Raw genomic sequence first — 25,579 nt, forward strand, 5'->3', positions numbered from 1 at the left:
AATGACGACGAGCAACGAAAAAGAAACCAAAAAGCCGCTGAAGCTGAGCCGGCCAGGCACTCTCGAGCTCAAGAAGACGATCGAGACGGGTCAGGTCAGACAGAGCTTCAGTCATGGGCGCTCCAAGGCCGTTACAGTCGAGGTCAAGCGCAGCCGGACTTTTGCCCCTGGTAAGGGCGGCAGAATGACCGAAGTGACGCAGGGCCGTGAGGTCGCTGAGCGTGCTTTTGTTCCCAGTAGCGAAACGCCCGCCGCTGCTGAAGCTCCCGAAGAGCAGGCCGCTTCCCCGGCGAAGGATCTCTCGCACCTGACACAGGACGAGCGGGCGAAGCGCATCAAGGTGCTCGAAGCTGCGAAGCTGGAAGACGAACAGCGTAAGCTGCAAGAGGCAGAAGAACAGCGCCTCCAGGCAGAGGAAGACAAGCGTCGCGCTGCCGAGGAAGAAGCTGCCCGCAAGCTCGCTGAGGAAGAAGCCAAGCGGCAGGCTGAAGAGGACGCCAAGCGTGCCGCCGAGGCAACGCTCGCGGAACCGGAAGCTCCTGCCGTCAAGGAACAGCCTGCGGCTAAAACGGCTCCTGCGGAAAAAGCAGCGCCTCCCGCACCCGCGAAAACGGACGATGCGCCCGCACGCAAGGGCGGTATCAATCTGGAAGAGGACCTTGGCGGCCGGATCAAGCGCAAATCCGCCGCACCCGCACCCAAGACGCCGAGCCGCAGGGAAACCGATCAGCGCCGCCGTCATGGCAAGCTGACCATCAGTCAGGCCCTGGAAGGCCGCGAAGGCCGCCAGCGGTCTCTGGCTTCGGTCAAGCGTCAGCGCGAAAAGATGAAGGCGCTCGAGCGCGGCGGCAGTCAGCAGGCGCCCCACAAGGTGATTCGCGACGTGGTCGTTCCCGAAACCATCACAGTCCAGGAATTGGCGAACCGGATGGCCGAACGTGGCGTCGAGGTGGTCAAGACCCTCATGAAGCTGGGCGTCATGGCGACCATCAATCAGACCATCGATGCAGATACCGCGGAGCTTGTGATTGAGGAATTCGGCCACAAGATCAAGCGGGTGACGGCTGCCGACGTCGAAATCGGTATGCGCGGCGAAGACGACGAGGAAGGCAGCCTGAAGCCACGTCCGCCCGTCGTCACCATCATGGGCCACGTCGATCACGGCAAGACCTCCCTGCTGGATGCTTTGCGCTCGACCGACGTTGCCGGACGCGAGGCCGGTGGTATCACGCAGCACATCGGCGCCTATCAGGTAACGGTCGAATCCGGTGACAAAGTCACCTTTATCGATACGCCGGGCCACGCGGCCTTTACCGAGATGCGTTCGCGCGGCGCCAATGTCACTGACATCGTCATTCTGGTCGTGGCCGCTGACGACGGCATTATGGAGCAGACGGTTGAGGCTATTAATCACGCCAAGGCCGCCGAGGTTCCGATCATTGTCGCGATCAACAAGATCGACCGGCCGGATTCCGATCCGAACCGGGTCAAGACCGAACTCCTGCAGCATGAGCTGGTCGTTGAGGACATGGGCGGTGACATTCTGGCCATTGAAGTTTCGGCGAAGGAGCGCACCAATCTCGATAAATTGATCGAGGCAATCCTGCTGCAGTCTGAACTTCTGGAGCTTGGCGCCAACCCCGACCGCGCCGCGCAGGGCGTTGTCATCGAAGCCAAGCTGGAGCGAGGCCGCGGCCCGGTTGCAACGGTTCTGGTGCAGCGTGGTACCCTGAAAATCGGTGACATCTTTGTCTCGGGTTCGGAATGGGGCCGCGTTCGAGCCATGATCAACGAGCACGGTAAGTCTATTGAAGAAGCCGGTCCGGCGCTCCCTGTCGAGGTCCTGGGCCTGAACGGCGCACCTCTGGCGGGCGATGATTTCATCGTGGTCGAGCATGAGGCCCGGGCACGCGAGATTGCCGAGTTCCGCGGGCAGACCAAGCGCGAAAAAGAGATGGCGGCTTCCGGTCGCGGTACGCTTGAACAAATGCTCGACAAGATCAAGGAAGGCGAAGCGTCCGAGCTGCCGGTCGTGATCAAGTCGGATGTTCAGGGGTCTCTCGAGGCGATCGTATCCAGCCTGGAAAAACTGGGTACGGACGAGGTCAAGACCCGGATCCTTCACGCGGGTGTCGGTGGTGTCAACGAGTCCGATACCACCCTGGCCCGCTCGACCGGCGCGATGATCATTGCCTTTAACGTGCGTGCCAATCCGCAGGCGCGTGACATGGCGCGCCGTGACGCTGTCGATATCCGTTACTATTCGATCATCTACAACGTGGTCGACGATATCAAAGCGGCCATGAGCGGCATGCTCTCGCCGACACAGCGCGAGAACTTCCTGGGTTACGCTGAAATCCGTGAGGTCTTCAGCAACTCCAAGGTCGGCAAGGTTGCGGGCTGCATGATCACCGAAGGTATCGTCAAGCGCGGTGCCAAGGTGCGTCTGCTGCGCGACTCTGTGGTGATTCACGACGGCACCCTGAAAACCCTCCGGCGCTTCAAAGACGAGGTCAAGGAAGTCAGGGAAGGTTACGAATGCGGTATGGCATTCGAGAACTACACCGACATTCAGGTTAAAGACCAAATCGAGTGTTATGAGGTCGAGGAGATCGCTCGCGAGCTTTAGCCCGCGGCAGAGCCATCGGTCCGGGAACGCCCGGACCGATGTGCTTGTGTCAGGCAACTCCTGGGACTGGAAGGTCTACCGTTAATCAGACCCTCCTGATCGAGAAATTAAGGAACGATCATGAAAAGAAGCCGGAGCCGGGCTCCGAGCCAGCGGCAACTTCGCGTGGGCGAAGAGCTGCGGCATGTCTTGTCGGAGATTATTTCCCGCGGCGGACTTTCCGACCCTGCCCTCGCGGATGCAAACCTGACGGTCACTGAAGTCCGCCTCAGTCCGGATCTGCGCAATGCGACCGTTTTTGTGATTCCTCTTGGCGGTGCCGAGTTGGAGAATAAGGTCGAGGCTCTTAATCGCGCGTTGAGCTATTTTCGTGGTCAGGTCGCGCGCGCTATCGACCTGCGCAACTCCCCGCGCCTGTCCTTCGCCGCGGATCACTCTTTCGACGAGGCGAACAAGATCGATACGCTTTTGCGCAATGCGGGGGTTCAGCGCGACCTGGCAAGCGTTCTCGAACAGGACGACCCCGATCTGGAGCAGGAGCCGGGCAAAGAGGATCATGGCGCGTAAGCGTAAGGGCCGCCCTATCCATGGCTGGCTGATTATCGATAAGCCGCTCGAGGTGACCTCGACCCAGGTTGTCGGCCGGGTTCGCCGGGCGCTTGATGCGCAAAAAATCGGTCACGGCGGCACGTTGGATCCTCTGGCGACCGGAGTTTTGCCGCTGGCGCTGGGCGAGGCGACCAAGACCGTGTCTTATGCGATGGATGGCCGGAAAACCTACCGTTTCCAGGTGCGTTGGGGCCAGGCGACCTCGACCGACGATGGTGAGGGCGAGGTCATCGAAAGTTCCGATCTCAGGCCGGGACAGGCTGAGATCGAAGCGGCGCTCCCCGCGTTCCTCGGCACGATACAGCAGATTCCGCCCCGCTTTTCGGCGATCAAGCTTCAGGGCGAACGTGCCTATGACCTGGCGCGGGACAATCAGGACTTCGAGCTGGCGGCCCGTTCTGTGGAGATTTACCGCTTTGAGCATTGTGCTCCGGAGGGGGAATCGGACGACAAAGACCATTCCTGGTTCGAGATCGACTGCGGGAAGGGCACTTATGTCAGGTCCCTGGCACGTGATTTGGCCCGGAATCTGGGTACTTTTGGCCATGTCAGCGCCTTGAGGCGGCTCTCGGTCGGACCTTTCCATGAAGAGGACGCGATTTCGCTGGAATCTCTTGAGGCCTTAGGGCATAGTCCCGCCGCCTTGGAGCTTTTGCTCCCGGTCGAGACCGCGCTGGACGACATCCCGGCGCTGGCCTTATCCGAGACCGAGGCGGCGAGATTGCGATCCGGTCAGTCGGTGTCCATGATGGCCCGCAGCCTTAGCGATCAGGTTCGCGCGCTGAATAGCGGATCAATTGTTTTTGCCAGGACCAGCGATACACCGGTGGCCTTGGCACGTTATGAAGCGGGCGAAATCCACCCGGTCCGAGTACTCAACCTCTAGAGTGCGTCCCTTTCTGATGACATCATCATGAAGCCGGTCGTTCTCTAACCTGACGAACAAGAGGCTGTTTGAGCGGTCATTTTGAAGAATGACGGTCACGGCCTCTCTTGAAATGAGGATACTGCGATGTCGATTACGGCTGAGCGAAAGAACGAACTGGTTAAAGAATTCGCCACACATGAGGGCGATACCGGGTCACCGGAAGTGCAGGTTGCGATCCTGACGGAACGGATCATCAACCTGACTGAGCATCTCAAGACGCATAAGAAGGATTTCCACTCGCGCCGCGGACTTCTGATCATGGTTGGTCAGCGCCGTCGCCTGCTGGATTATCTGAAGCGCAAGGAACAGAGCCGCTATGAAGCCCTGATCCAGCGCTTAGGCCTCCGCCGCTAGGCGCAGGGCGATCGCCATGAGGCTCCGCCTTCGATACCCTTCTCTCCCGCTTATGGCTTTGGCCGGCAACCGGGCTGGGATCGGGGCGGGCCAATGGCGGTATCTTCAATGAAAACGGTATTGCGGGTACGTCGGCGCGATATGCGATATGTGCCGGGCCAACGCAAAGGACGTTGCGGGAATGGGTGTGTCATGCCCTTCCCTTCGTCCTTTACGTGGGTCCGGCGTTTTTTTTGATTCCGACGTGAATCTAAGGATCTAAGATAAGATGTTTGATATCTACACAAAAGAAATCGAGTGGGGCGGACGCACCCTCAAACTGGAGACGGGCCGCGTTGCGCGTCAGGCCGATGGCGCCGTCATGGCAACCTACGGGGATACGGTCGTCCTCTGCACGGCTGTCGGTCAGAAGTCGCCCAAGCCGGGCATCGACTTCTTCCCGCTGACGGTGAACTACCAGGAAAAGACCTTTGCCGCGGGCAAGATTCCCGGTGGCTTCTTCAAGCGTGAAGGCCGTCCCAGTGAGAAGGAAACTCTCACTTCCCGTCTCATCGACCGTCCGCTGCGCCCGCTTTTTGCCAAGGGTTACAAGAACGAGACCCAGGTGATCTGCACCGTGATCAGTCATGATCTCGAGAACGATCCAGACATCGTTTCCATGGTTGGCGCCTCGGCTGCCCTGACCATTTCCGGCCTGCCCTTCCTGGGCCCCATCGGTGGCGCGCGTGTCGGCTATAAGGATGGTGAGTACATCCTCAATCCGCGCATGGATGAGATGGAAGAGTCTGAGTTGGACCTGGTCGTAGCAGGCACCAGCGAGGGTGTTCTCATGGTCGAATCCCAGGCGAACGAGCTGTCGGAAGAGGTGATGCTCGGCGCCGTGAACTTCGGTCATGAAGCCATGAAGCCGGTCATGAAGGCCATTATCGAGCTGGCTGAGCGTTGTGCGCGCGAGCCGCGCGACGTGCCGCCGCCGCCGCCCGAGGTCGAAGCTCTGCGCGAGAAGCTGCTGTCCGGCGGTATTATCGCCAAGTTGACCGAGGCTTATGGTGAAGCGGATAAGATGCTGCGCCAGGACAAGATCGCTGCGGTCAAGGCCGATGCGGTTGCCGAACTCAGCGAGGAAGAACTGCCGATGACCGGCGGTCTCTTCAAGTCCCTGGAGAGCGAAGTGGTGCGCGGCAACATCCTGAAGGGTGAGCCCCGCATCGACGGCCGCACCACCAAGGATGTGCGCGCGATCGACTGCCAGGTCGGCGTGTTGCCGCTGACCCACGGTTCGGCGCTCTTCACACGTGGTGAGACGCAGGCACTGGTCACGACGACTCTGGGCACCGGCCAGGACGAGCAGATCATCGATCAGCTCGAGGGCAGCTATCGTGAGCATTACATGCTGCACTACAACTTCCCGCCCTATTCGGTCGGTGAAGCCAGCTTCCTGAAGTCTCCGGGCCGCCGCGAGATCGGCCATGGCAAGCTCGCCTGGCGTGCGTCCCGTCCGCTGCTGCCGACCAAGGAGGACTTCCCCTACACCATCCGTGTGGTCTCCGAGATCACAGAGTCCAACGGCTCCTCCTCGATGGCGTCGGTCTGCGGCGCATCGCTGTCCATGATGGATGCCGGCGTACCGCTCAAGAGCCCGGTTGCCGGTATTGCCATGGGCCTGATCAAGGAAGGCGATGACTTCGCGGTTATCTCCGACATCCTCGGCGATGAAGACCATCTGGGCGACATGGACTTCAAGGTCGCGGGTACCGACAACGGTATCACCGCCCTGCAGATGGACATCAAGATCACCTCGATCACCAAGGAGATCATGGAGATCGCTCTGGGCCAGGCGCGCGAAGGCCGCCTGCATATTCTGGGCGAGATGGCCAAGGCCCTGACCGATGCCCGTGACGGCGTGTCGGATCATGCGCCGCGCATCACCACCTTCCAGATCCCGAAGGATAAGATCCGTGAAGTGATCGGCACCGGCGGTAAGGTCATCCGCGAGATCTGCGAAACCACCGGCGCAAAGGTCGACATCGAAGACGACGGGACGATCAAGGTTGCCGCTGTCGACCAGGAGCAGGGCGACGCCGCGATCAACTGGATCAAGTCCATCACGGCTGAACCTGAGGTCGGCGTGATCTACGACGGCAAGGTCGTCAAGATTATGGACTTCGGCGCGTTCGTGAACTTCATGGGTCCGCGCGACGGTCTGGTTCACATCAGCGAACTGGCCAAAGAACGGGTCGGTGCGGTCGGCGACGTGGTCAAGGAGGGCGACCAGGTCAAGGTCAAGTGCATCGGCCTGGAGCGCGGCAAGGTCAAGCTCTCCATGAAACGTGTCGATCAGGAAACCGGCGCTGATCTGGAAGCTGCCGAAGGCTGAACAGCCAGAGGCAAGGAAGATTGAAAAAGGGCGGGTGCGATGGCATCCGCCCTTTATTTTTATGACTTTTATCTATGCCCCCGGCGGGCGATTCATTAAAACCAATGGCTCGTGTCCGATCGCGTGGAGCAGCTCAAGTTCAGATAGAATCGCGCACGGCGATTTGCCGGGCTTGTGAAACTGCCCCAACGCCAAAGCTTCGACCGGACGTCAGTCAGCTTGCCGACGGCAGTCGAAAAAAGTGTTCTGCTGCAAGGCATTAGGGAGAAAACTGTGTCAGGGACTCTGTCTCTTCCGCGGATCATGGGACATCGCGGTGCCGCGGCCTCGGCGCCGGAAAACACCTTGGCGGGCATCCGCAAAGCCGCGGCATTCGGGGCGTCCTGGGTGGAGTTCGATGTGAAGCTGACCGCCGACCGCATCCCGGTTCTGATGCATGACGACTCGCTTCAGCGCACGACAGGCGACGGTCGCCCGGCGGCCGATGTCAGCCTCGCGGAAATGAAGCGCCTGGATGCCGGCAGCTGGTTTGCCGCTGATTTCGCGGGCGAAACCGTCCCCACGCTCAAGGAAACCCTCGTGCTGTTGCTGGAGCTCGGCATGGCGGCGAACATTGAAATCAAGCCCTCTCCCGGTGAAGATGCCGAGACGGTCACCCGGACCATCGCGGTCCTCGAGCAGGTTTGGCCCGGCTCGGCGTCCACGTCGACGCCTGCGCCGCTGATGAGCAGTTTTTCGCTGGAGAGTTTGAAAACACTGCAGGAACAGTCCCCCAACCTGCCGCGCGGCTACCTGATTGAGGAACTGCCGGAGGACTGGCAGGCGGTTGCCGAGAGACTGGGCTGCGCCACGATCCACCACTATGCAAAGGCCGTCACCGCGGCCCAGGTCGCCGAAACCAAGGCGGCGGGCTACGGCCTTGCGGTCTACACCGTAAACGATCCGGACCAGGCCCGCGAGTTGATCGATTGGGGCATCGATTGCCTGATCACCGACGCGCCGGATGTCATCGCCCGCGCCATCGCTTAGTGCCCTTTTTAGGGGATAAAGCGCTCTTTTTCAGGCTTCGGCTTTTCGAAATGTCTTACTTTTGTCACAGCAAACGAATTGGGGAGCCAGGATGAGCACAGCGTCCACGAAATTCATTACGCCGGAGGGTATCGCGCCGCCGGCGTCGAACTACAGTCACGGGGCTGTCGTCACCGGATCGCCGCGGCGGCTCGTGATCGCCGGTCAGGTCGGCCTGGATCCGGACGGAACGCTCGCCGGTGGCATACCCGGCGACATGGCCGCGCAGATGGAGCGTTGCTGGCAGAATATTTTCGCCATTCTCGAATCAGAAGGCATGACCAAGGAAGACCTGATCAAGATCACGGTCTACGTCACGCAGGCTGATGCGACGGGCCTCTATCGGGAAATCCGGGACCGGATGCTCGACGGGCATGCCCCCGCCGCGACTTATGTCGTGGTGGCCGGTCTGGCGGCGCCGGACTTCCTGGTCGAGATCGAGGGTGAGGCGGTCGCGTCCTGAACGGCCGGCGACCGCTGCGCAGGTTTGACGTGGCGCTGGAGGTTTCGCTTTCTGCCGATCGCAAAGCGCGTGAAAAAAGGAGCGGTGATCATGGCCGAAGCAAAGGATCTCCCGGCGCTGGCACGGCAGTATGTGGAACTCTCGAACCGGCATGATCTGGAGGCGATCGCGGAACTCTTTGAACCCGACGCCATCTATCGCTCGTCTTCGGTCGGCGTTTTCGAGGGCCGGCCGGCCATCCTGGAGATGATGCGGGGTTTCTTCGCGAAGTTTCCCGACGTCCGGTGGGAGGTCGCTGAATACCGGGATGGAGAAGATACCAATGTGATCTTCGCTTTTGCCCTGACCGCGACAGAAGCTTCAACTGGTGACGCCGTTTTGCGTCAGGGTGTCGAGACCCTGGCGTTCTCACCTGCCGGCCTGATCCGCGAAGTCGACGTTCAGGCCGCTGCCTGAAGCGGTCTGAGGGCAGCGGCATCCCGCGCCAAATCCGGCGCAGGATGCCGTAACCGCGTCATAAGCCTGCCGTTCGGATTATAAAACCGCCGGCAGGCAAGACTGACTGACCTCACGCGATCGGCCTGTGAGGCGTTGCGTTTCAAAGCGCCTTACTGAGAAATTTCCGAGAGAAGGTCTTTGTTGTAGATGAGGTTTCTGACGCCGTGGGCGTAACCCTCGTCAAAGATATTATCTTCCAGCCAGGTGGCGACGGTCTGGATATTCACTTTGAGCACTTCCGGGCGGACATTCCATGTGACCTGGAGCGGCGATCCCTTCTCGTTGTAGCTTGGACCCGTCGTTGAGCCGGCGTAGTGGACGGGCGTTCCGGTATTGTCGGGAATGTTGAGGGCCTGGTGCAACCCATCGACCATGCCGACCTCGGTCAGTTCCATAAAGTCCGCCGCGTTCTCGTCATTTACCAGAACGAAAACCTGTGCTTCGACGCGCAGCTGCGGGTTCATGATGGACTCGCTCAGGCAGGATCCCAGGGTGGGGCCCGGCGTGACCTGGGCGGTGGAATGGACGTAGTGAACTTCGATGGTGTCGCCGGGGACCAGCCCGCCGTGCTCGCCCGCGCCCACTTTCATGGCGACCGGCGCCAGTTCCGCCTCGCTCAATTCGCCGGAATACTCGAAGCCGGTGCCGTAGCCCTTGCCGTCACCGTTGCCGGCGTACTTCGTGAACTGGCCGCCCCTGTGCTCGGCGCCCTCATGGAAATGAATGTTGCAGAGGTTCATTTCGCTATAGGCCGGGGCTGCCTCGAAGGCGCGTCCGTTGGTTCCTGCGATCGAGCTGATGTCGCGCGGGGATTGCGGGCCGAAGCCGGCGCCCTTGGTTGTTTCAGCCAGCTTTTGCCGCTGTTCCGCGATGACCTCGTCCGCGACCGGGGCCTTCGAATGGCTGACAGCCATTGCAACGTTGCTCAACATAAGGATCGAGGATGCCGATGCGGCGAGCGTGAGAACCGCCTTGTTCATGTGCTTCTCCTGAGCAGTGTTTGTTCTGCCCAAGACTTAAGGTGCCGGCCCGCTATTTCAATTGAGTATAGCGTCACTTAGAGTCGAGGAGACGCGGTATTTGATGGAATCGCCTGTCCCGGTTTCACTTACCGATGTCTCTATCTCAAGGAAATCGAGGCATCCTACAGGTAACTGGAGCAGCGGTACGGTCGATCTGTCGAAATAGTTTACAATAAGAAATACTCCGGAATACCCCGTAACTCTCTGTTACATATTGTTATTTTTTGCTTTTTGAAGCCTTGGTGCGTGAGTGTTTTCATGAAAACTGTCGGCAAAGTTTTCAACCTGCAGGAGAAGGCTCCGGCGGGGCGTCCTAAGCCGTTGAAATCGCCTAACTCATAGAAGTGGCGTAATTCTTGCTTCCAGGCTTCCAGCTTTACCGAGCGACCTTCCGTCAAAATTCTTGCGGAGTCCAGGCCCGCGAAATGGCCGGCCGGGGGATTGAGCGCGTTGGTTTCAGTGCAAGATAAAAGGACGAATAAAATGAACGGAAGTTTGATCCAGGGGGCTCTTATCGCTGTTGCCGGTGCCGTTTTGCTCGCGGGAACGGCCCAGGCCGCGACCATAACCGAGCTCCAGGAATTCACCATCGGAACACAAGTGAATGCACTGGGCGAGACCGGCGTGTCTCAGACATTGAATTTTGCCAAGTTCGACTCCAGCCTCGGCACTTTGACCGGCGTGCGGTTCGATATTTTGTCGCAGGCGAGCCTTTCCGGAACCTACAGCGGTACGGCCGATGCAGATGATACGGTGCTCACTGTTGACGCATCCGGTCTGGCGACCATGACAGCAGATATCACGGGTCTGCCCGGGGTGGAGCTGTCTTCAAATCCGCTAGGCGTAGTTCCGAGCGGCAGCTGCGCAACTTTCGATGGCGGTTCCTGCAGCGGCTTTATAGAAGACGACACATTCTTCGCAGGCAATTTTCTGGTCGATGATGCCGACCTTGATTTTTTCAGCGGTGCGGGAACTTTTGACGTCGAGTTGGCTGCGCTTCTGACGCTTGAGTGCAGTATTGACGGAAACGGGAGCTGTGGTTTCGGGTCTGGTCTTAACTTCGATTGGCTTGGCGAGGGGCCTTTGGCCCCCGTTGGCGACGGTGGTTTTCGCGTGACCTACAGCTTTGACCGCGCCGTCCCCACAGTCGCGGAACCGGGAACGCTGGCCCTCTTGGGGTTGGGTCTACTGGGCTTGGCCAGTCTCCGCCGCCGCCTGTTGTAAGCCATTTGAGATAGAGCGAGTAATTAGAGCACGTTCCGGCAGAGAGCGGGGATTTGGGTCAGGCCGGTTTGTCATCCCGCACTGGTGAGGGAATGCCGATCACGTTGTAGCCGGCGTCCACATGGTGAATTTCGCCGGTGACGCCGGAGGAGAGATCCGACAGCAGGTAGAGCCCGGCGGAGCCGACTTCCTCAAGCAGGATGTTGCGCTTCAGGGGCGCGTTGTCGCGGTTAAAGCGGAAGGTGTGGCGTGCATCCGCGATGGCCGAGCCGGCGAGGGTCCGCATCGGTCCGGCCGAGATGGCGTTGACCCGGATCTTCTGGGGACCGAGGTCCGCGGCCAGATAACGGACGCTGGCTTCCAGAGCCGCTTTCGCAACGCCCATGACGTTGTAGTTGGGTGTGACCCGCTCAGCACCCAGGTACGACAGGGTGAGCAGGCTGCCGCCGTCGGTCATCATCTCCGCGGCATGCTGGGCGATGGCGGTGAAGGAGTGACAGGAAATCGACATGGTGCGCCGGAAATTTTCCCGCGTGGTGTCGAGATAGCGGCCTTTAAGCTCTTCCTTGTCGGAATAGGCGATGGCGTGGACGACAAAGTCGAGACTGCCCCAGGCGTTTTTCAGGGAGCTGAAGACCTGCGCGACATCGGCTTCGTTCTCCACATCGCAAGGCAGCAACAGGTTTGATCCGACCGATTCGGCCAGGGGGCCGACGCGCCGGTGAAAGGCTTCACCCTGATAAGTGAAGGCAAGGCTTGCGCCATGGCTGTGGAGTGATTTTGCAATGCCCCAGGCGATCGAATGATCGTTGGCGACCCCCATCACGAGACCACGCTTGCCCGCCATTAATGATGACTTGGCCGTCACGTTTTATCTTCCTTAATTTGTCTCACATCTCACCTTGTGCGGCTTTCACCGTAACGGGGTGCGACGTGATCCTTGCTACCCGAAAAAAATCTGCTCGCCGTTGGCCGGGAGTCAGTCGCTATAACGTTGGAATGCCAGCGAGGCGTTGGTGCCGCCAAAACCGAAGCTGTTGGACATGACGCAGTTGATTTGCTTGCTCTCATCAAGTTCCCGCACGATGGGAAACCCTTCCGCGCCCGGATCGAGATTTTCGATATTGGCCGAGGCGCAGAGGAAGTTATTGTCCATCATCAGCAGGGAGTAGATGATTTCATGCACGCCGGTCGCCCCCTGGGAGTGACCGGTCAGGGATTTTGTCGAGGAGACCATGGGCATGTCGGCGCCGAAGACCTCGCGGATGGAGTCCAGTTCGATGATGTCACCGACCGGCGTCGAGGTGCCGTGGGCATTGATGTAGTCGACCGGCGTATTGCCCAGGTTGGCCATGGCCAGCTTCATGCAGCGCATGCCGCCCTCGCCCGAGGGTGCCACCATATCCACGCCATCCGAAGTGGCGCCGTAACCGACCACTTCGCCGTAAATCTTGGCGCCACGCGCCTTGGCGTGCTCCAGCTCTTCCAGGACGACCACGCCGCCACCCCCGGAGATCACGAAACCGTCCCGGTCCGCATCATAGGCGCGTGACGCGCGCTCGGGGGTGTCGTTGTATTTGCTCGAGAGGGCACCCATGGCATCGAAGAGGACCGTCAGGCTCCAGTGCAGTTCCTCGCCGCCGCCGGCGAAGACAATGTCCTGTTTGCCCATCTGGATCAGTTCGGCGCCGTTGCCCACGCAGTGCGCCGAGGTCGAGCAGGCCGAGGAGATGGAATAGGACAGTCCCTTGATCTTATAGGCTGTCGAGAGGTTTGCCGAGTTGGTGCTCGACATGCAGCGCGGCACCATATAGGGGCCGATGCGCTTCGGCCCCTTCTCGCGTGTGATGTCCGCCGCCGCGACCTGGTTCGAGGTCGAGGGGCCGCCGGATCCCATGACCAGGCCGGTGCGCTCGTGCGAAATCTCCGCCTCGCTCAGGCCCGCGTCCGCGATGGCTTCCTGCATGGCCACGTAGTTGTAGGCCGAGCCGTCGCCCATGAAGCGACGGACCTTGCGGTCGATCATGGAATCTAGGTCGATATTGATCGAACCGTGAATGTGCGAACGGAAGCCCATTTCGGCGTAGGTCTCGCAGAACTCGACACCCGAGCGGCCCTCGCGCAGGGACCGTGTGACTTCCTGTTTGTTATTGCCGATGCTGGAAACGATGCCCAGCCCGGTGACGACGACTCGTCGCATGATCTGCCTCTCAGAAGCCGATATCAAATATTCAGCTGTGCTTTTACGCCGGTGCTTCGGTCGTGAAAAGGCCGACGCGCAGGTCTTTTACCTCGCAGGCATTTTCACCGTCGACCTTCACAATCCCGTCAGCGACACCCATCACCAGTTTCCGCATGATGACGCGTCTCAGGTTTATATGGTACGTGACTTTCTTCGCGGTAGGCAAAATCATGCTTCTCATTCTGACTTCGCCGACACCCAGCGCGCGGCCACGGCCCGGCGCGCCCTTCCAGCCAAGGAAAAAGCCGACCAGCTGCCACAGCGCATCCAGCCCCAGACAACCGGGCATGACCGGATCGCCCTCGAAGTGGCACTTGAAGAACCAGAGGTCCGGTTTGATGTCGAACTCGGCGGTGATTTCGCCCTTGTCGAATTCCCCGCCCTCATCGGTGATGTTGGTGATGCGGTCGAACATCAGCATCGGCGGCATCGGCAGCTGCGCGTTTCCGGGCCCAAAGAGTTCGCCCTGGGCGCACTTGATGAGATCTTCGTATGAGAAGCTATGTGGTCGTTCGGTCAAAGGCCTCAATCCAACAAATTTTGTGTGGTGATCTTGGAATTCGTGTCGTTCATGATCGCTTTTGCGGTTCTCTGAGCAGGAAGCGTCGCGCGGGCGATGCCGAAGCATCGGCGAGCGGCGGTGATGCCCTTCAGAGAGCCGCAAAAGCGACCGTTCCGGCGTCTTTGCAAGTCACGCGGAGTCGTTGCGAGAGCTTTGTGATGCTCCACATCACCGCAGCCCCCGCGCCTAACCGCATAACAGGCAAAGACGTCATAAATGATACGAATTCCAAGATCACCACACTAGTACTTTAAGTAAACACTCAGGGCCACATCCTCTCTCAAGGACGCGGTTAACACTGGGCCCCGAACGCGAGTCCTGCCGGAGACCGAGAGCTCGTTCCCGAAGGTTCCCCCGAAGTCGCGGCGCAAACTATAGCACAGCGCATTAACAGAAAAACCATAGCAAACTCAAGGCCCCAATGAAAAACGCAAAAAGACGTGAACAGCTGCTTCCGGGGAGGCATCTAAGGATGGTTAAGAAGCGATCAAGAGCCTGTTTCCGCAAAGCATTTTACCTGCAGCTTATACTCATTCCAAAAAAATGGGCAGCGGACTGTTCTAAATCCTTTTATTCTACAAATAAGTCGCTATATTGGAGAACATGACCACGAAACGCTCTTATAGTGTCCTGATCGATCAGCTCAAGGATGCCGGCCTGCGGCCGACGCGGCAGCGTCTGGCGTTGGCTAAGCTGTTGTTCGAAGGCGGCAACCACCACTTCACGGCGGAGCAACTGCATGCCAAGGCCATGGATGCCGAGGTGCGCGTTTCGCTGGCAACTGTCTACAACACGCTTCATCAGTTCAATGATGCCGGACTGCTGCGCGAAGTCGTGGTTGAGGCGGGCCGTTCCTACTTCGACACCAACATGGACGACCATCATCACTTCTATGTCGAGGGCTCCGGTGAGCTGCGCGATGTGGACCGGGATGACGTGGTGCTCTCGACCCTGCCGAGTGCCCCTGAGGGCATGAAGGTTTCACGGGTCGATGTGATCATTCGCCTGGATGATGCGAAGGATTAGCATTTATATCCCCGAGCAGACTTGCTCTTCCATTTAAGGTTAGAGACTGATTCACGCTTTTCATTTACGCAATGAAAAGCGATCAGACCTTGGAGTACGATCGTTCTTGACGCTTTCGGTCAGGAACGTGAATCGTCCTCCACCTATTTCATAAAAAGGCTGATTCACGCTTTTCATTTACGTAATGAAAAGCGATCAGACTCTATCGGATATAAATTTTTCTAGAACCATTCTAATCGAATTGACAGGACCGCGTTAAGGTCGTATTAACCCTAGCAGAGGCTGATCGTTGACCTTGGGTTCGAGGATAAACGGCGATCAGCTTTACGTTGAGATGGGATAGGGTTCGATTGCGGTCAAGGGTTTGTCTCAGAGTTGGATGAGACCGGCTGCGCTAGATCAGATCACCTTGAGATGGAATCGCCAGCGGCGATCTATCAATCTTGTGGCTCCGTTCTGGTGCTGAACTTTGTCCCTCTTGCGTGTTTTGGCCCGCATTCTGAGAGGGAGAATACAATGTCGCTGAAGGGTTCAAAAACCGAAGGCAATCTTAAAGACGCTTTCGCCGGTGAAAGCCAGGCAAACCGCCGTTATCTCTATTTCGCTCAAAAAGCCGACGTCGAAGGTTACAACGACGTTGCATCCGTGTTCCGCTCCACCGCCGAAGGCGAGACCGGACACGCGCACGGTCATCTGCAGTTCCTTGAGGAAGTGGGTGATCCTGCAACCGGTGAGCCGATCGGTGACACCTCCTTGAACCTGAAAGCGGCGATCGCCGGCGAGACCCACGAGTACACCGACATGTACCCGGGGATGGCCCGCACCGCGCGCGAGGAAGGTTTCGACGAGATCGCAGACTGGTTCGAAACGCTCGCGAAAGCCGAGAAGAGCCACGCCGGCCGCTTCCAGAAAGCGCTCGACACGATGTAAGGCAGACGAGGTCAGGTAGCCGCAGGTTTGTCCGGTGAGAGAGCCCTTCCGGGCCACTCTCCCGGACCTCTGCGATAGCCGGGCCATGTGTGTCATGCTTTTCCCGACAGATAAAACTTGCCCGACGGCGGAGTGGCGCCGGTCGTGACGTAAGGCTGTCTGGGAGGGCTGTGCATCGGTGGTTACCGCCGCCTTGTGCTTCCTGCACGGCGCGGCGGTTCTCCGCTGACCCAAATCCAATCGCGCTGATCCATGCTCCGCCGGCGCTTCGTGCAACGAGGCTGACGGAGCGCAGGTCATTCTGTTGGCGATGTTTTCGATCGGAGCGCCGTGCCTGCAGGGACGGTTCATCGGATGGATCTGTTGCCCGCAGTGCGGACGGGTCGCGGACGGGTCGAGGGCGGACCGGGTGGTGACAGCATCGCGCGCGGCGATCTGCCGTGCTGGCAAAACGGCCCGGTCTGTTGGATGTAGAGTGCTGAGAGGGGAACGTCATGAGCGAAGGCAGTTTAGACGCGCCGGTCCGCTATGCGATCGACTGGAACGATCCTGATTTCTATGATTTCGACAAGATCAACGCAGAGCTGGAGCGGGTTTTCGACATCTGTCACGGCTGCCGGCGTTGTTTCAATCTCTGTGAATCCTTTCCGATCCTCTTTGATCTGATCGATGATTCGGAAAGCGGCGAACTGGATACGGTCGACGTCGCCGATTACAAGCCGGTGGTGGACGCTTGCACGCTCTGTGACATGTGTTTCATGGTCACCTGCCCCTATGTGCCGCCGCACGAATTCAATCTCGATTTCCCGCACCTCATGCTGCGGTACCGCGCGGCGGAGCTGAAGGCCGGCAAGGCGGACAGGGCGCTGATCGAGCTGACCAAAACCGACCGCAACGGCAAGCTGGCCGGCATGATGCCCGGCGTGGCGAACTGGGCCAGCGAGACCGGAAACAACCTGACCCGGCCCCTGCTGGAAAAAACCATGGGCGTCGACCGGCAAGCCGCGTTGCCGAAGTTTCACGGCAAGACCTTCGCCCTGCGCGCCAAGAGCGATGGGGTGACCCCCAACAAAGACGCGCCCGGATACGGCCGCAAGGTCGCGCTCTACGCCACCTGCTTCGTGAACTACAACAACCCGGTGATCGGCGAGGCCGCACGCGCCGTGCTCGCCCACAACGGCGTTGAGACCGAGGTGGTCTATCCTTCCTGCTGTGGGATGCCGCAGTTCGAACAGGGCGACATCGCCAAGGTGGCCGAGACCGCGAAGCAGGTTTCCACCGAGATGGCCGTGTGGATCGACAAGGGCTACGACATCGTCGCCCTCACCCCTTCCTGCGCGCTGATGCTGAAATTCGAGTGGCCGCTGATCCTGCCGGAGGACGAGAGCGTCAAGAAGCTCTCCGCCGCGACCTCGGATATCACCGAATACGTGGTCGACATTGCCAAGAAGGAAGGCCTCGCCGATGGGCTCGAGCCCCTGGACGGTGGTGTCGCCCTGCACATGGCCTGCCATGCCCGGGCGCAGAACATGGGCGCCAAGGCGGCTGAGATGCTGCGCTTCGTTCCCGAGGCCGACATCAAGGTAATCGAGCGCTGCTCCGGTCACGGCGGCAGCTGGGGTGTCATGAAGGGCAACTTCGAGAAGGCCATCAAGGTCGGACGCAACGCGGCCCGGCAGTCGGCCAGCAGCGGCAAGACCTACATTGCCTCGGAGTGCCCGCTGGCGGGAACGCATATCCTGCAGGGCATCGAGCGCCTGAAGATGGAGGATAAGCCCCAGATCGAAGAGAGCCAGCACCCCATCGAGCTGATGGCGAAGGCCTACGGCTTGTAAAGCTTTCGGGCTTGTAAAGTAGCGGGCTTACAAACTCGGGCGCGGGCGCCAGTTTAATGGGCCGGGATGAACCGGCGAAGCGAGAGAAGAGAAATGTCAGTTTCAGGAGATACCGCCATGGCGGCGAAACGCAGCATCACATCCGACGACATCCTGCCCCTGGAGGTTTATGCCGCCGACCGCAAGGCCCGGCGTAAGGCTCTGGTCGATGTCAAGCGGCACCGCCGGATCGAAGTCGGTCCGGTCTGCACCTTCTACTTCGAGAATTACGAGACCATGTGGTCTCAGGTGCAGGAAATGCTCTACATCGAAAAGGGTGGCGACGAGCAGCTCAAGGACGAACTGGAAGCCTACAACCCGCTGATCCCCCAGGGCAGCGAGCTGGTCGCCACGGTCATGTTCGAAATCGACGAGCCGGTCCGCCGCGCGACCTTCCTTTCCAAGCTGGGCGGGGTCGAAGAGACGGCCTTCTTCCAGTTCGACGGCGAGACCGTGATGAGCACGCCCGAAGAAGACGTCGACCGCACCACGGCCGACGGTAAGGCTTCGGCCGTGCAGTTCATGCATTTCCACTTCACCGCAGACCAGGTCGCAAAGTTCCGGACCGAAAACCAGCAGGTGATCCTGGGCTTCAAACACGAAGCCTATAGCCACATGGTGGTTCTGCCGGAAGGTGTCCGCGCGGCGCTGGCACAGGATTTCGACTGAGCGTATCCGAGTCGACAGGCGGGAAACTTTTTCGGTTTCCGGCCTTGATAGAGGCCTGAGCTCCGGCTCTGATCTTTTTTTATATATACTGTCCCTATAAATTGTCGGAAAGAGAGCCCGTAGGGTGAAATTTCTGCGATAAGGACGGTTTGGTCGGAGAGCGCAAACCATTTTTCCTGATAGCCGGAGTGGTGCTCCCCGTCAAGCATCCGCCACTTAATTAAATATTATGTCCCGAAAAAATGATGCGAAGCCATTCATAATCTCATCGGCTGAGTATCGGGGAAAGGTTGGATGGGATGACTCTGCCAACCGTAAATGGCGGCTGTTTATATAAAGATTACGTCCCTTTGACTGTAACAGGTGAGAACAGTTTCGGTCATGGCTCCGGATGGAAGTTGACTGTCGTGAGCGACGTTCAACGCAGCCGAGGCCGGGCCAAGTCGACCTGGCCATGTCGCGTTTCGCGAGCAATGCTCCGTGTCGCTCTTCGAACCGCGCCGCGCCAGAAAATAAAACCGCCCAGGTCAAATGACCGTGCAAGATGTGAATCGGTTCTAGACCGGCGCTGATGCTCGCGGCGGGGTGAGGCAGACCCGGATTGCCGGCCGTGCGCAGACCTTCTCGTGGCAGCTTCGGATCGCCGGATAGGCCGCGAGCAAATCCTCGACCGGCTGGAACCAGGTCACCAGCATAGTCATGTAGATGTCGGCCAGGGAGAAGTTGTCGCCGAGATGATAGGGACCGTGGGAGTTCAAGTGCGCGTCCACCGGCTGCCAGCAGTCCATCAGGGCCTCGACCGCCTTCGCCTTGATTTTGGGTGCGTCGAAGGGATCGGTGGAAAAGCGTTGCGGATAGTAGAAGCGCTTGTAAGTGTCCTGCACGTTGTTCGAGAGATAGAAGAGCGAGCGGAGAAAAAGCGCCCGTTGCGGATCGCGTGGCGGCGGCATGAGATCGTCCAGGCCATGTTCCTCGCAGAGATAAAACATGATCGCCGTGGCCTCGTAGAGGACCGCGCCGTTCGGCAGGCGCATGGCCGGCACTTTCGCGAGCGGACTGATGGCGCGGTAAGCGGCGCCGTAGTTTTCGCCCGCGGCAAGATCGACCGGGATCAGCTTGTGGGGCAGACCCGCTTCCTCGAGCACGGCCTGGGGACCGAAACTCGCGGTGTCATAGGCCCAATAGAGTTCGTACATGCGCGCCCCCGGCTCTTTCGTTGCTCTGCTCTGACGTCATTCTTCAGGAATACACTTCGTGATCAAGCACTGTTCCGTCCCAATGCGGTAAAGGCCCCCGCGCCGATCAGACAGCCTGCGCCCAGCCGGTTCACGAACCTCAGGGTCGCCGGGTTTTTCAGGCCGTCGCGCAGCGTACCGCAAAGGAATATCCAGAGCAGGTTACTGATCAGCACCATGGCCAGGAAGGTGACTTCGATGGTGATGATCTGGGCCAGGGGCGGCTCCGCGGGATTGATGAACTGCGGCAGGAAAGCCACGAAGAAGACGATGTCCTTGGGGTTGAAGGCAGTCACCAGAAAGGCCTGGCGGAAGACCGTGAGTCTGCTCCGGTTGCGCGCGGCGGTCTTCAGCGCCAGGGGCTTGGCGTCCGTGCGCCACATCTGAATGCCCAGCCAGACCAGATAGGCGGCGCCCAGGATCTTGAGGATCGTGAAGAGCGTGGCCGAGGCGCTCAGGACCGCGCCCGCGCCCATGAGCGAGACGGTCATGGCCGCGAAGTCGCCCAGCACCACCCCGGGGACCGCGGCGATCGAGACCGAGCGTCCCCGGCCCAGGGTCGTGCTGAAGAGCAGCATGACGACCGGGCCGGGAACGGCGAGGAGCGCGGCGCTCGCGGCGACAAAGGCAAGCCAGACTTCGAATGACATTTCCTGTTTCCTTGTTTCCTGGCCCCGGCCCGCTGGTCCCGTGCCGGGCAAGTCCGCCTCTTTTGCCGAGGGCGTTGGTTGTTAACGGGTCCCAGGATGAACCGGACTCTTGCCCGCTGTCAGTTCAATAAATATACTTAAATCGTAGTTGAACTACGGTATTGAGTTTATGGACTGGCGTAAGATTCCCTCCCTGGCGGGGCTCAGAGCCTTCGAGGCCGTGGCGCGGCATAGGAGCTATTCCGCCGCGGCCCGGGAGCTGAACGTGACCGAGGCGGCCGTCCGCCAGCATCTGCGTGGGTTGGAGGATTTCTTCGGTTTGTCCCTGGTGCATCGCAGCGGGCGCGGGATTGCCTTGAGCGATCCGGGGCAGAAGCTTGCGGCCTCCGTGGCTTCCGGCTTTCAGACGCTGCTGTCCGGGATCGAAGATCTGCAGCGTGATGACGCCCTGCGGCCCCTGAAGATCGCCCTGACCCCGGCCTTCGCGGAAAACTGGCTGATGCCGCGCCTGGGCCGCTTCTGGGCCGAGCATCCCGAGATCGAGACCGAGCTGGCCCCGAGCCTGCGGCTGGTGGATCTGAAGAGCGACGGCGTCGATCTGGCGATCCGCTACGGCCACGGCAGCTGGCCGGGCACGCGCGCGGAGCTTCTGGCCTCCGCCGAATACCTGGTGGTTGCAACCGCGGACTTCATGGCCGGAAGAACCGCCGCCTCGCTCGCCGAGCTCCGGGACCTGCCCTGGCTTTTCGAGGACAGCCGCAGGGAGCATCAGGCCTGGGCCGCCGAGCGGGGTATCGATTTTCATGCCGCCCAAAACCGCTTCTATCCGACCAACTCCCTGGTGCTCTCGGCGGTGCGCGCGGGTTACGGACTTTCCCTGCAGGCCCGGGCCCTGGTCGAGCGGGACCTGCAGGCGGGGACGCTGATCCAGGTCTTTTCTGAAGATCCCGGCACGCTGGGCTATTACATGGTCACGCTGCCGGAACCGCGCGCGAAACTGAGGGTTCTGCTGAAGTGGCTCAAGGCCGCCGCATGAGTCACCCTGCGAAGGGTTTTTCCTGATCCTGACCGGCGAGTGCGGTGAGTGCCTGCCGTAGCGAGGCCAGTGACCGTTGCATTTCCGCCGCGTTGCCCGGTGAAAACTCGGTGATTTCAAGACCGACAAGATCCGAGACGCGCGCGATGACCGAAAAGACGGCGGCGGCCTGTTCGCTTCTGAGGCCGCCGGGCACGCGATAGTCAGCGGTCACGTCGCGCGGATCGAAGACGTCGCAATCCAGATGCACAAAGACCTTCTTGCCGGTCAGTTCCTGTTCGATCCGCCCCAGATCATGGTCGAAGTCGGCAAAGCTCGCGGCGAAGATGCCATGCCGTTCAATAAAGGCGCGCTCGGCGTCTTCCAGGTCGCGCCCGCCCAGATGGAGCAGTCGCTCCGGTCGCAGTCCCGCGCCGTAGCCGCTTTGCCATTCGCCGAGCAGTGCGGTGATCGGCATGCCGCCGAGATAGCCGGTCCGGGTTGTGGCGGGTGTGTGCAGATCGCCATGGGCATCGAACCAGACGACGTGGGCATCGTCCCTGCGGGCCAGGACGGCGGGGATAGAGGCGAGGGCGGCGGCGCAGCGGGGCGTGGCAATGATCGGAACCGCGTCCTTTTGGAGCGTCCGCGCGGTCGCCTCCGCGAGCCCGGACAGCAGGCCCTCCGACGCTTCCAGTGCCGTTTGCCAAGCCATGTCGCGGGCGTCCTGCGGGTCTCCGAACGCGATGATCTCGGCCCCGAACAGCTCACCCAGCATGTCGCTGAGGGCGGGCAACGCCGCCATCGCCTCGCCCGAGCAATCGCCGGCATAGCCATTTGCGCGGATAACGATCCTGTCGCTCATGTACCGCCTGCCTTTCCCTTCCGGAGTTGCCTCTACTTCCAGACCTGTTGCGCGACGCGCTTGAAGTTACCGCCCAGAATGCCCGCGATGTCGGGTGCCGTGAAACCGGCTTTTGCCAGCTCCCCGGCCACCTCCGGCAGGCGGCGGATATCGAGATAGCTGACGCCCCTCTCGTAGCCGGTGCCCGGCGGCCAGTAGTAAGGGTCGCGGGCGATGGTCTCGGAGATGCCGGTGCTTTCTCCGGGACCGGTTTCTTCTGTCTCGGAGGCACCGGTTTTGGGAGCCTCCGTCTTGGGTGCGTAGTCCAGGCTGATGCCGACATGTTCCGGACCGGTCAGCTCGGCGACGTAGGCGGCGTGGCGGGCGACATTGGCCGGGCTGGCGGTCTCTTCGCCGAGAAAGAGGCTCACGCCGTTGATGCCGATCACCCCGCCGGTGGCGGCGCAGCCCTTGATTTGTTCGTCGGTGATGTTGCGGTCGTGATCCACCAGGGCTTTGGGATTGGAGTGGGAGAAGACTACCGGTACCGACGAGCGCTCCATGGCGGCCATGGTGGTTTTGAACCCGCTGTGGGAGCAATCCACCACCATCCCGACCCGGTTCATCTCATCGATCACCTGCCGCCCGAAATCGGTCAGTCCGGTGTCTTCGTCGTGACAGCCGGAGCCTGCCAGGTTGTTGCGGTTGTAGGCAAAGAGCATGTGGCGGACGCCCAGATCGTAATAGAACTGGACCATGTCCGCGCGGCCGTTCAGGGCATCCATGCCTTCGATATCAAAGGTGACGGCCAGCTTGCCCTCCGCGCGCGCGGCATCGATGTCGGCGACGCTTGAAACCAGGCGGCAGAAGGGCGCTTCCAGCGGCAGGCGGCGGCGCAGGGCCGCGATGTTCTCGATGGTCCGGGTCCAGGCTTTGACGTCGTAGCCCACATTGATGGAGAGGTAGTCGACCCCGGCCTCGCGCCAGGGTGTCAGGAGTGGCGCCAAGGGGGCGTCCGGCAGCATCTCGAAGCCGCAGTGATCGTCCCAGATCAGACTGTCTCGATAGATCGCGGCGGCATCCATATTTGCTGTCCTCCGTAGCTCTTTACTGTGACACTGCCCCGGGAACGCGGCTCTAGTTCACGTCTTCGCTGGTGGCGGCACCGAAGAAATCCCGGCTTCGCAGCCAGCCGCTCGTCCCCGCGATTTCAACCCGGCACCAGGCACCCTCGCAGTCGACCAGCCGCCCGATGACGCCCGCTTCGGCCTGCAGCAGCGGCTGCGCGTTGTCTTCCGGACCGGCGCGCAAAACCTGCGTGCCGTCCTTGATCATGACCGTGCGCCGCCCCCGCAGCATGTTGCGGTGGACCCAGCCGACGGTGCCTTCCCAGTCGCGGATTTGCCGCCAGGTGTCGAACTCGGCGATGATTTCGACCGGCAAGCGGTCGCGCCGGTAGACCCATTCGATGGGATAGCGCAGGCCGGGCCCCTTGCGCAGGTTCACCTTGGGCTTGGCCAGGGAGACATAGCGCGGAAGCGGGAGACCGCTCTTTCCGATCTTGGGCGTTTGCGCTTCGGCTCTTGCCGCAGAGACCGTGAGACCTGCGATTGTGGAGAATGAGAGCGCGCTGACACCGCTTGTCAGAAGGGCGGAAAAGGTCAGGAGGGCGAGAACGTTACGGAGGGTCTTCACGGGAAACAGGACCATGGATTTTTCGGCGACTTCCATCGAAACCAGAGGGAGGTCCGCTGTTGTTGCCAGACTGAGTGACCCGGACTGAATGAACCGGGCGGATTTGAAACCGCGGGGATGATGCCAAAGGCGGATGCGTCTGTCGATGACGAAGCGCAGTCACCGACACGAATCACCGGCACGAAGCGCAATGAAATTGTCATTTGGTGCGCGCGGGGCCTCTGTGCGAATTTTAGCCGCAGTGTCGTGGCGCGCAGTCTCATGGCGGGAGGCGCCGTTGCGCTGGACAACACAGGGCTGCGCCTGCTATGGCAAAGGTCGTTCAGTCTCCTCATGGATCAGGGCTCATGCCGCAGAAAAAACCCCTCGTCATCGTCACACGGCGCCTTCCCGACGTGATCGAAACCCGCATGATGGAGCTGTTCGACTGCCGCCTCAATCTCGACGACCGGCCCATGTCGCAGGCCGATCTGGTGGCCGCCATGAAGGAGGCCGACGTTCTGGTTCCCACGGTGACCGACCGGATCGACGCGGGAACGCTCTCGCAGGCCGGAGAGAACCTGCGCCTGATCGCTTCCTTCGGCACCGGTGTCGATCACATCGACCTCAAATCGGCCCGCCAGCGCGGCATCAGCGTGACCAACACGCCGGGTGTCCTGACCGAAGATACCGCCGACATGACCATGGCGCTGATGCTGGCGTTGCCGCGCCGCCTGACCGAAGGCGAGCGGCTGGTGCGCTCCGGCGAATGGACCGGCTGGAGCCCCACGGGCATGCTGGGACACCGGATCTGGGGCAAGCGCCTGGGGATCATCGGCATGGGCCGGATCGGCCAGGCCGTGGCCCGCCGCGCCAAGGGCTTCGGTCTCTCGATCCACTACCACAACCGCCGCCGGGTGCATCCCGACATCGAGGCGGAGCTGGAGGCGACCTACTGGGAGAGCCTGGATCAGATGCTCTCGCGCATGGACATCATCTCGGTCAACTGTCCCCACACCCCCGCGACCTTCCACCTGCTCTCGGCGCGCCGCCTCAAGCTGCTGCATGAGAACGCCTGCATCGTCAATACCAGCCGCGGCGAAGTGATCGACGAAAACGCCCTGACCCGCATGCTGACCTCGAAGGAAATCGCCGGCGCCGCGCTGGACGTCTTCGAGCATGAACCGGCGGTCAACCCGAAGCTGCTGAAGCTCGACAACGTGGTCCTGCTGCCGCACATGGGCTCGGCCACCATCGAGGGCCGCATTGCCATGGGCGAGAAGGTCATCATCAACATCAAGACCTTCGCCGACGGCCACACGCCGCCGGACCGGGTGCTCGAGGCGATGTTCTAAAGCTTTTTCTGCATCGGTTGAATCGGCACCACCTGGCTCTCTTTTTCCCAGGCGGCCTTTCCCATGCGATCGGTCACTGAAACGATCTAGGGTCTGTACTCAATTGGTGCTTTTCGTGACATTGGAACTGTGATTCAAGCTTTCTGATGATAGGAGGTTTGGATGGGCAGAAAGTTATTTTATCTAAGCGACGAAGAGTGGTCCCGGATCGAGCCCTATCTTCCGCGCGGTCGGCGTGGAGCTCATCGGGTTGATGACCGCCGGGTGATCTCCGGGATCGTCCATATGCTCAAGATAGGGGCGCGGTGGCGCGACTGCCCACCAGAATACG

At 60.4% G+C, this 25,579-nt stretch carries 25 protein-coding genes; 16 read left to right on the plus strand and 9 right to left on the minus strand.

Going from position 1 to position 25,579, the window contains the following annotated elements:
• The first annotated feature begins 1 nt into the window (after position 1).
• The 8 genes from infB to FKG95_RS14705 all read left to right on the plus strand — a co-directional run bounded on the left by infB (position 2) and on the right by FKG95_RS14705 (position 8,884).
• On the plus strand, positions 2-2,629 hold the full coding sequence (gene infB / locus FKG95_RS14670; protein ID WP_142897099.1) for a translation initiation factor IF-2: 2,628 nt from the start codon (positions 2-4) through the stop codon (positions 2,627-2,629).
• A gap of 120 nt (positions 2,630-2,749) precedes the next feature.
• Positions 2,750-3,196 (plus strand): 30S ribosome-binding factor RbfA, encoded by a 447-nt coding sequence (gene rbfA, locus FKG95_RS14675; RefSeq protein ID WP_142897100.1) that lies wholly within the window; start codon positions 2,750-2,752, stop codon positions 3,194-3,196.
• The gene (truB, locus tag FKG95_RS14680; RefSeq protein ID WP_142897101.1) at positions 3,186-4,124 is read left to right on the plus strand and encodes a tRNA pseudouridine(55) synthase TruB; all 939 of its coding nucleotides are present in this window, start codon (positions 3,186-3,188) and stop codon (positions 4,122-4,124) included. Before rbfA ends, truB begins: the two co-directional genes overlap by 11 nt.
• Positions 4,125-4,250: 126 nt before the next feature.
• On the plus strand, positions 4,251-4,520 hold the full coding sequence (gene rpsO / locus FKG95_RS14685; protein ID WP_142897102.1) for a 30S ribosomal protein S15: 270 nt from the start codon (positions 4,251-4,253) through the stop codon (positions 4,518-4,520).
• Between the two features lie 268 nt (positions 4,521-4,788).
• The gene (pnp, locus tag FKG95_RS14690) at positions 4,789-6,897 is read left to right on the plus strand and encodes a polyribonucleotide nucleotidyltransferase (RefSeq protein ID WP_142897103.1); all 2,109 of its coding nucleotides are present in this window, start codon (positions 4,789-4,791) and stop codon (positions 6,895-6,897) included.
• A 273-nt stretch (positions 6,898-7,170) separates the two neighbouring features.
• Entirely contained in the window at positions 7,171-7,926 is a 756-nt protein-coding gene (gene ugpQ, locus FKG95_RS14695) for a glycerophosphodiester phosphodiesterase (protein ID WP_246116786.1), read from the plus strand.
• 91 nt (positions 7,927-8,017) lie between these two features.
• Positions 8,018-8,428 (plus strand): RidA family protein, encoded by a 411-nt coding sequence (locus tag FKG95_RS14700; RefSeq protein WP_142897104.1) that lies wholly within the window; start codon positions 8,018-8,020, stop codon positions 8,426-8,428.
• A gap of 90 nt (positions 8,429-8,518) precedes the next feature.
• Positions 8,519-8,884, plus strand: coding sequence for a nuclear transport factor 2 family protein (locus FKG95_RS14705; RefSeq protein WP_142897105.1), 366 nt, complete (start codon positions 8,519-8,521; stop codon positions 8,882-8,884).
• Between the two features lie 152 nt (positions 8,885-9,036).
• Here FKG95_RS14705 and FKG95_RS14710 read toward each other — a convergent pair whose 3' ends face one another.
• On the minus strand, positions 9,037-9,906 hold the full coding sequence (locus FKG95_RS14710) for a delta-class carbonic anhydrase (protein ID WP_142897106.1): 870 nt from the start codon (positions 9,904-9,906) through the stop codon (positions 9,037-9,039).
• A 525-nt stretch (positions 9,907-10,431) separates the two neighbouring features.
• On the opposite strand from FKG95_RS14710, the gene FKG95_RS29920 reads away from it, so the two are divergent.
• Positions 10,432-11,172 (plus strand): choice-of-anchor E domain-containing protein, encoded by a 741-nt coding sequence (locus FKG95_RS29920; RefSeq protein ID WP_218940205.1) that lies wholly within the window; start codon positions 10,432-10,434, stop codon positions 11,170-11,172.
• Positions 11,173-11,230: 58 nt separating this feature from the next.
• On the opposite strand, the gene FKG95_RS14720 is transcribed toward FKG95_RS29920, so the two are convergent.
• The 3 genes from FKG95_RS14720 to fabA form a co-directional block, all read right to left on the minus strand.
• Positions 11,231-12,019, minus strand: coding sequence for an enoyl-ACP reductase FabI (locus FKG95_RS14720; protein WP_142897173.1), 789 nt, complete (start codon positions 12,017-12,019; stop codon positions 11,231-11,233).
• A 132-nt stretch (positions 12,020-12,151) separates the two neighbouring features.
• The gene (gene fabB, locus FKG95_RS14725) at positions 12,152-13,372 is read right to left on the minus strand and encodes a beta-ketoacyl-ACP synthase I (RefSeq protein WP_142897107.1); all 1,221 of its coding nucleotides are present in this window, start codon (positions 13,370-13,372) and stop codon (positions 12,152-12,154) included.
• 43 nt (positions 13,373-13,415) lie between these two features.
• Positions 13,416-13,934 (minus strand): 3-hydroxyacyl-[acyl-carrier-protein] dehydratase FabA, encoded by a 519-nt coding sequence (fabA, locus tag FKG95_RS14730; protein ID WP_142897108.1) that lies wholly within the window; start codon positions 13,932-13,934, stop codon positions 13,416-13,418.
• 645 nt (positions 13,935-14,579) lie between these two features.
• Here fabA and irrA point away from each other — a divergent pair.
• From irrA to FKG95_RS14750, 4 genes are all read left to right on the plus strand, one after another.
• Entirely contained in the window at positions 14,580-15,002 is a 423-nt protein-coding gene (gene irrA, locus FKG95_RS14735) for an iron response transcriptional regulator IrrA (protein ID WP_142897109.1), read from the plus strand.
• A 516-nt stretch (positions 15,003-15,518) separates the two neighbouring features.
• Complete coding sequence (locus FKG95_RS14740; protein ID WP_142897110.1) at positions 15,519-15,932, plus strand: rubrerythrin family protein; 414 nt, start codon at positions 15,519-15,521, stop codon at positions 15,930-15,932.
• Between the two features lie 494 nt (positions 15,933-16,426).
• Positions 16,427-17,767 (plus strand): heterodisulfide reductase-related iron-sulfur binding cluster, encoded by a 1,341-nt coding sequence (locus FKG95_RS14745; RefSeq protein WP_142897111.1) that lies wholly within the window; start codon positions 16,427-16,429, stop codon positions 17,765-17,767.
• A gap of 93 nt (positions 17,768-17,860) precedes the next feature.
• Positions 17,861-18,475, plus strand: a complete 615-nt coding sequence (locus FKG95_RS14750; protein ID WP_246116787.1) for a DUF3501 family protein — start codon at positions 17,861-17,863, stop codon at positions 18,473-18,475.
• Positions 18,476-19,032: 557 nt separating this feature from the next.
• Here the strand turns inward: FKG95_RS14750 and FKG95_RS14755 are convergent.
• Both FKG95_RS14755 and FKG95_RS14760 read right to left on the minus strand, forming a co-directional pair.
• Positions 19,033-19,671, minus strand: coding sequence for a glutathione S-transferase family protein (locus tag FKG95_RS14755; protein WP_142897112.1), 639 nt, complete (start codon positions 19,669-19,671; stop codon positions 19,033-19,035).
• A gap of 62 nt (positions 19,672-19,733) precedes the next feature.
• Positions 19,734-20,360 carry a LysE family translocator gene (locus tag FKG95_RS14760; RefSeq protein ID WP_142897113.1) on the minus strand — a complete coding sequence of 209 codons (627 nt, stop codon included), beginning with the start codon at positions 20,358-20,360 and terminating at the stop codon, positions 19,734-19,736.
• 169 nt (positions 20,361-20,529) lie between these two features.
• On the opposite strand from FKG95_RS14760, the gene FKG95_RS14765 reads away from it, so the two are divergent.
• On the plus strand, positions 20,530-21,396 hold the full coding sequence (locus FKG95_RS14765) for a LysR family transcriptional regulator (protein WP_142897114.1): 867 nt from the start codon (positions 20,530-20,532) through the stop codon (positions 21,394-21,396).
• Position 21,397: 1 nt separating this feature from the next.
• On the opposite strand, the gene FKG95_RS14770 is transcribed toward FKG95_RS14765, so the two are convergent.
• The 3 genes from FKG95_RS14770 to FKG95_RS14780 are packed head-to-tail and all read right to left on the minus strand — an operon-like array spanning position 21,398 to position 23,950.
• Positions 21,398-22,240, minus strand: a complete 843-nt coding sequence (locus tag FKG95_RS14770) for an arginase family protein (RefSeq protein ID WP_142897115.1) — start codon at positions 22,238-22,240, stop codon at positions 21,398-21,400.
• 32 nt (positions 22,241-22,272) lie between these two features.
• Positions 22,273-23,304, minus strand: a complete 1,032-nt coding sequence (locus tag FKG95_RS14775; protein WP_142897116.1) for a dipeptidase — start codon at positions 23,302-23,304, stop codon at positions 22,273-22,275.
• Between the two features lie 52 nt (positions 23,305-23,356).
• Positions 23,357-23,950 (minus strand): SH3 domain-containing protein, encoded by a 594-nt coding sequence (locus tag FKG95_RS14780; RefSeq protein WP_246116788.1) that lies wholly within the window; start codon positions 23,948-23,950, stop codon positions 23,357-23,359.
• A 311-nt stretch (positions 23,951-24,261) separates the two neighbouring features.
• On the opposite strand from FKG95_RS14780, the gene FKG95_RS14785 reads away from it, so the two are divergent.
• The gene (locus FKG95_RS14785) at positions 24,262-25,248 is read left to right on the plus strand and encodes a 2-hydroxyacid dehydrogenase (RefSeq protein ID WP_142897117.1); all 987 of its coding nucleotides are present in this window, start codon (positions 24,262-24,264) and stop codon (positions 25,246-25,248) included.
• Positions 25,249-25,410: 162 nt separating this feature from the next.
• Positions 25,411-25,579: transposase (locus FKG95_RS14790; RefSeq protein WP_142896694.1), on the plus strand; the 169-nt coding region annotated here is incomplete at its 3' end.

The sequence above is a fragment of the Denitrobaculum tricleocarpae genome (genome assembly GCF_007004665.1).
Lineage (GTDB): Bacteria > Pseudomonadota > Alphaproteobacteria > Kiloniellales > Kiloniellaceae > Denitrobaculum > Denitrobaculum tricleocarpae.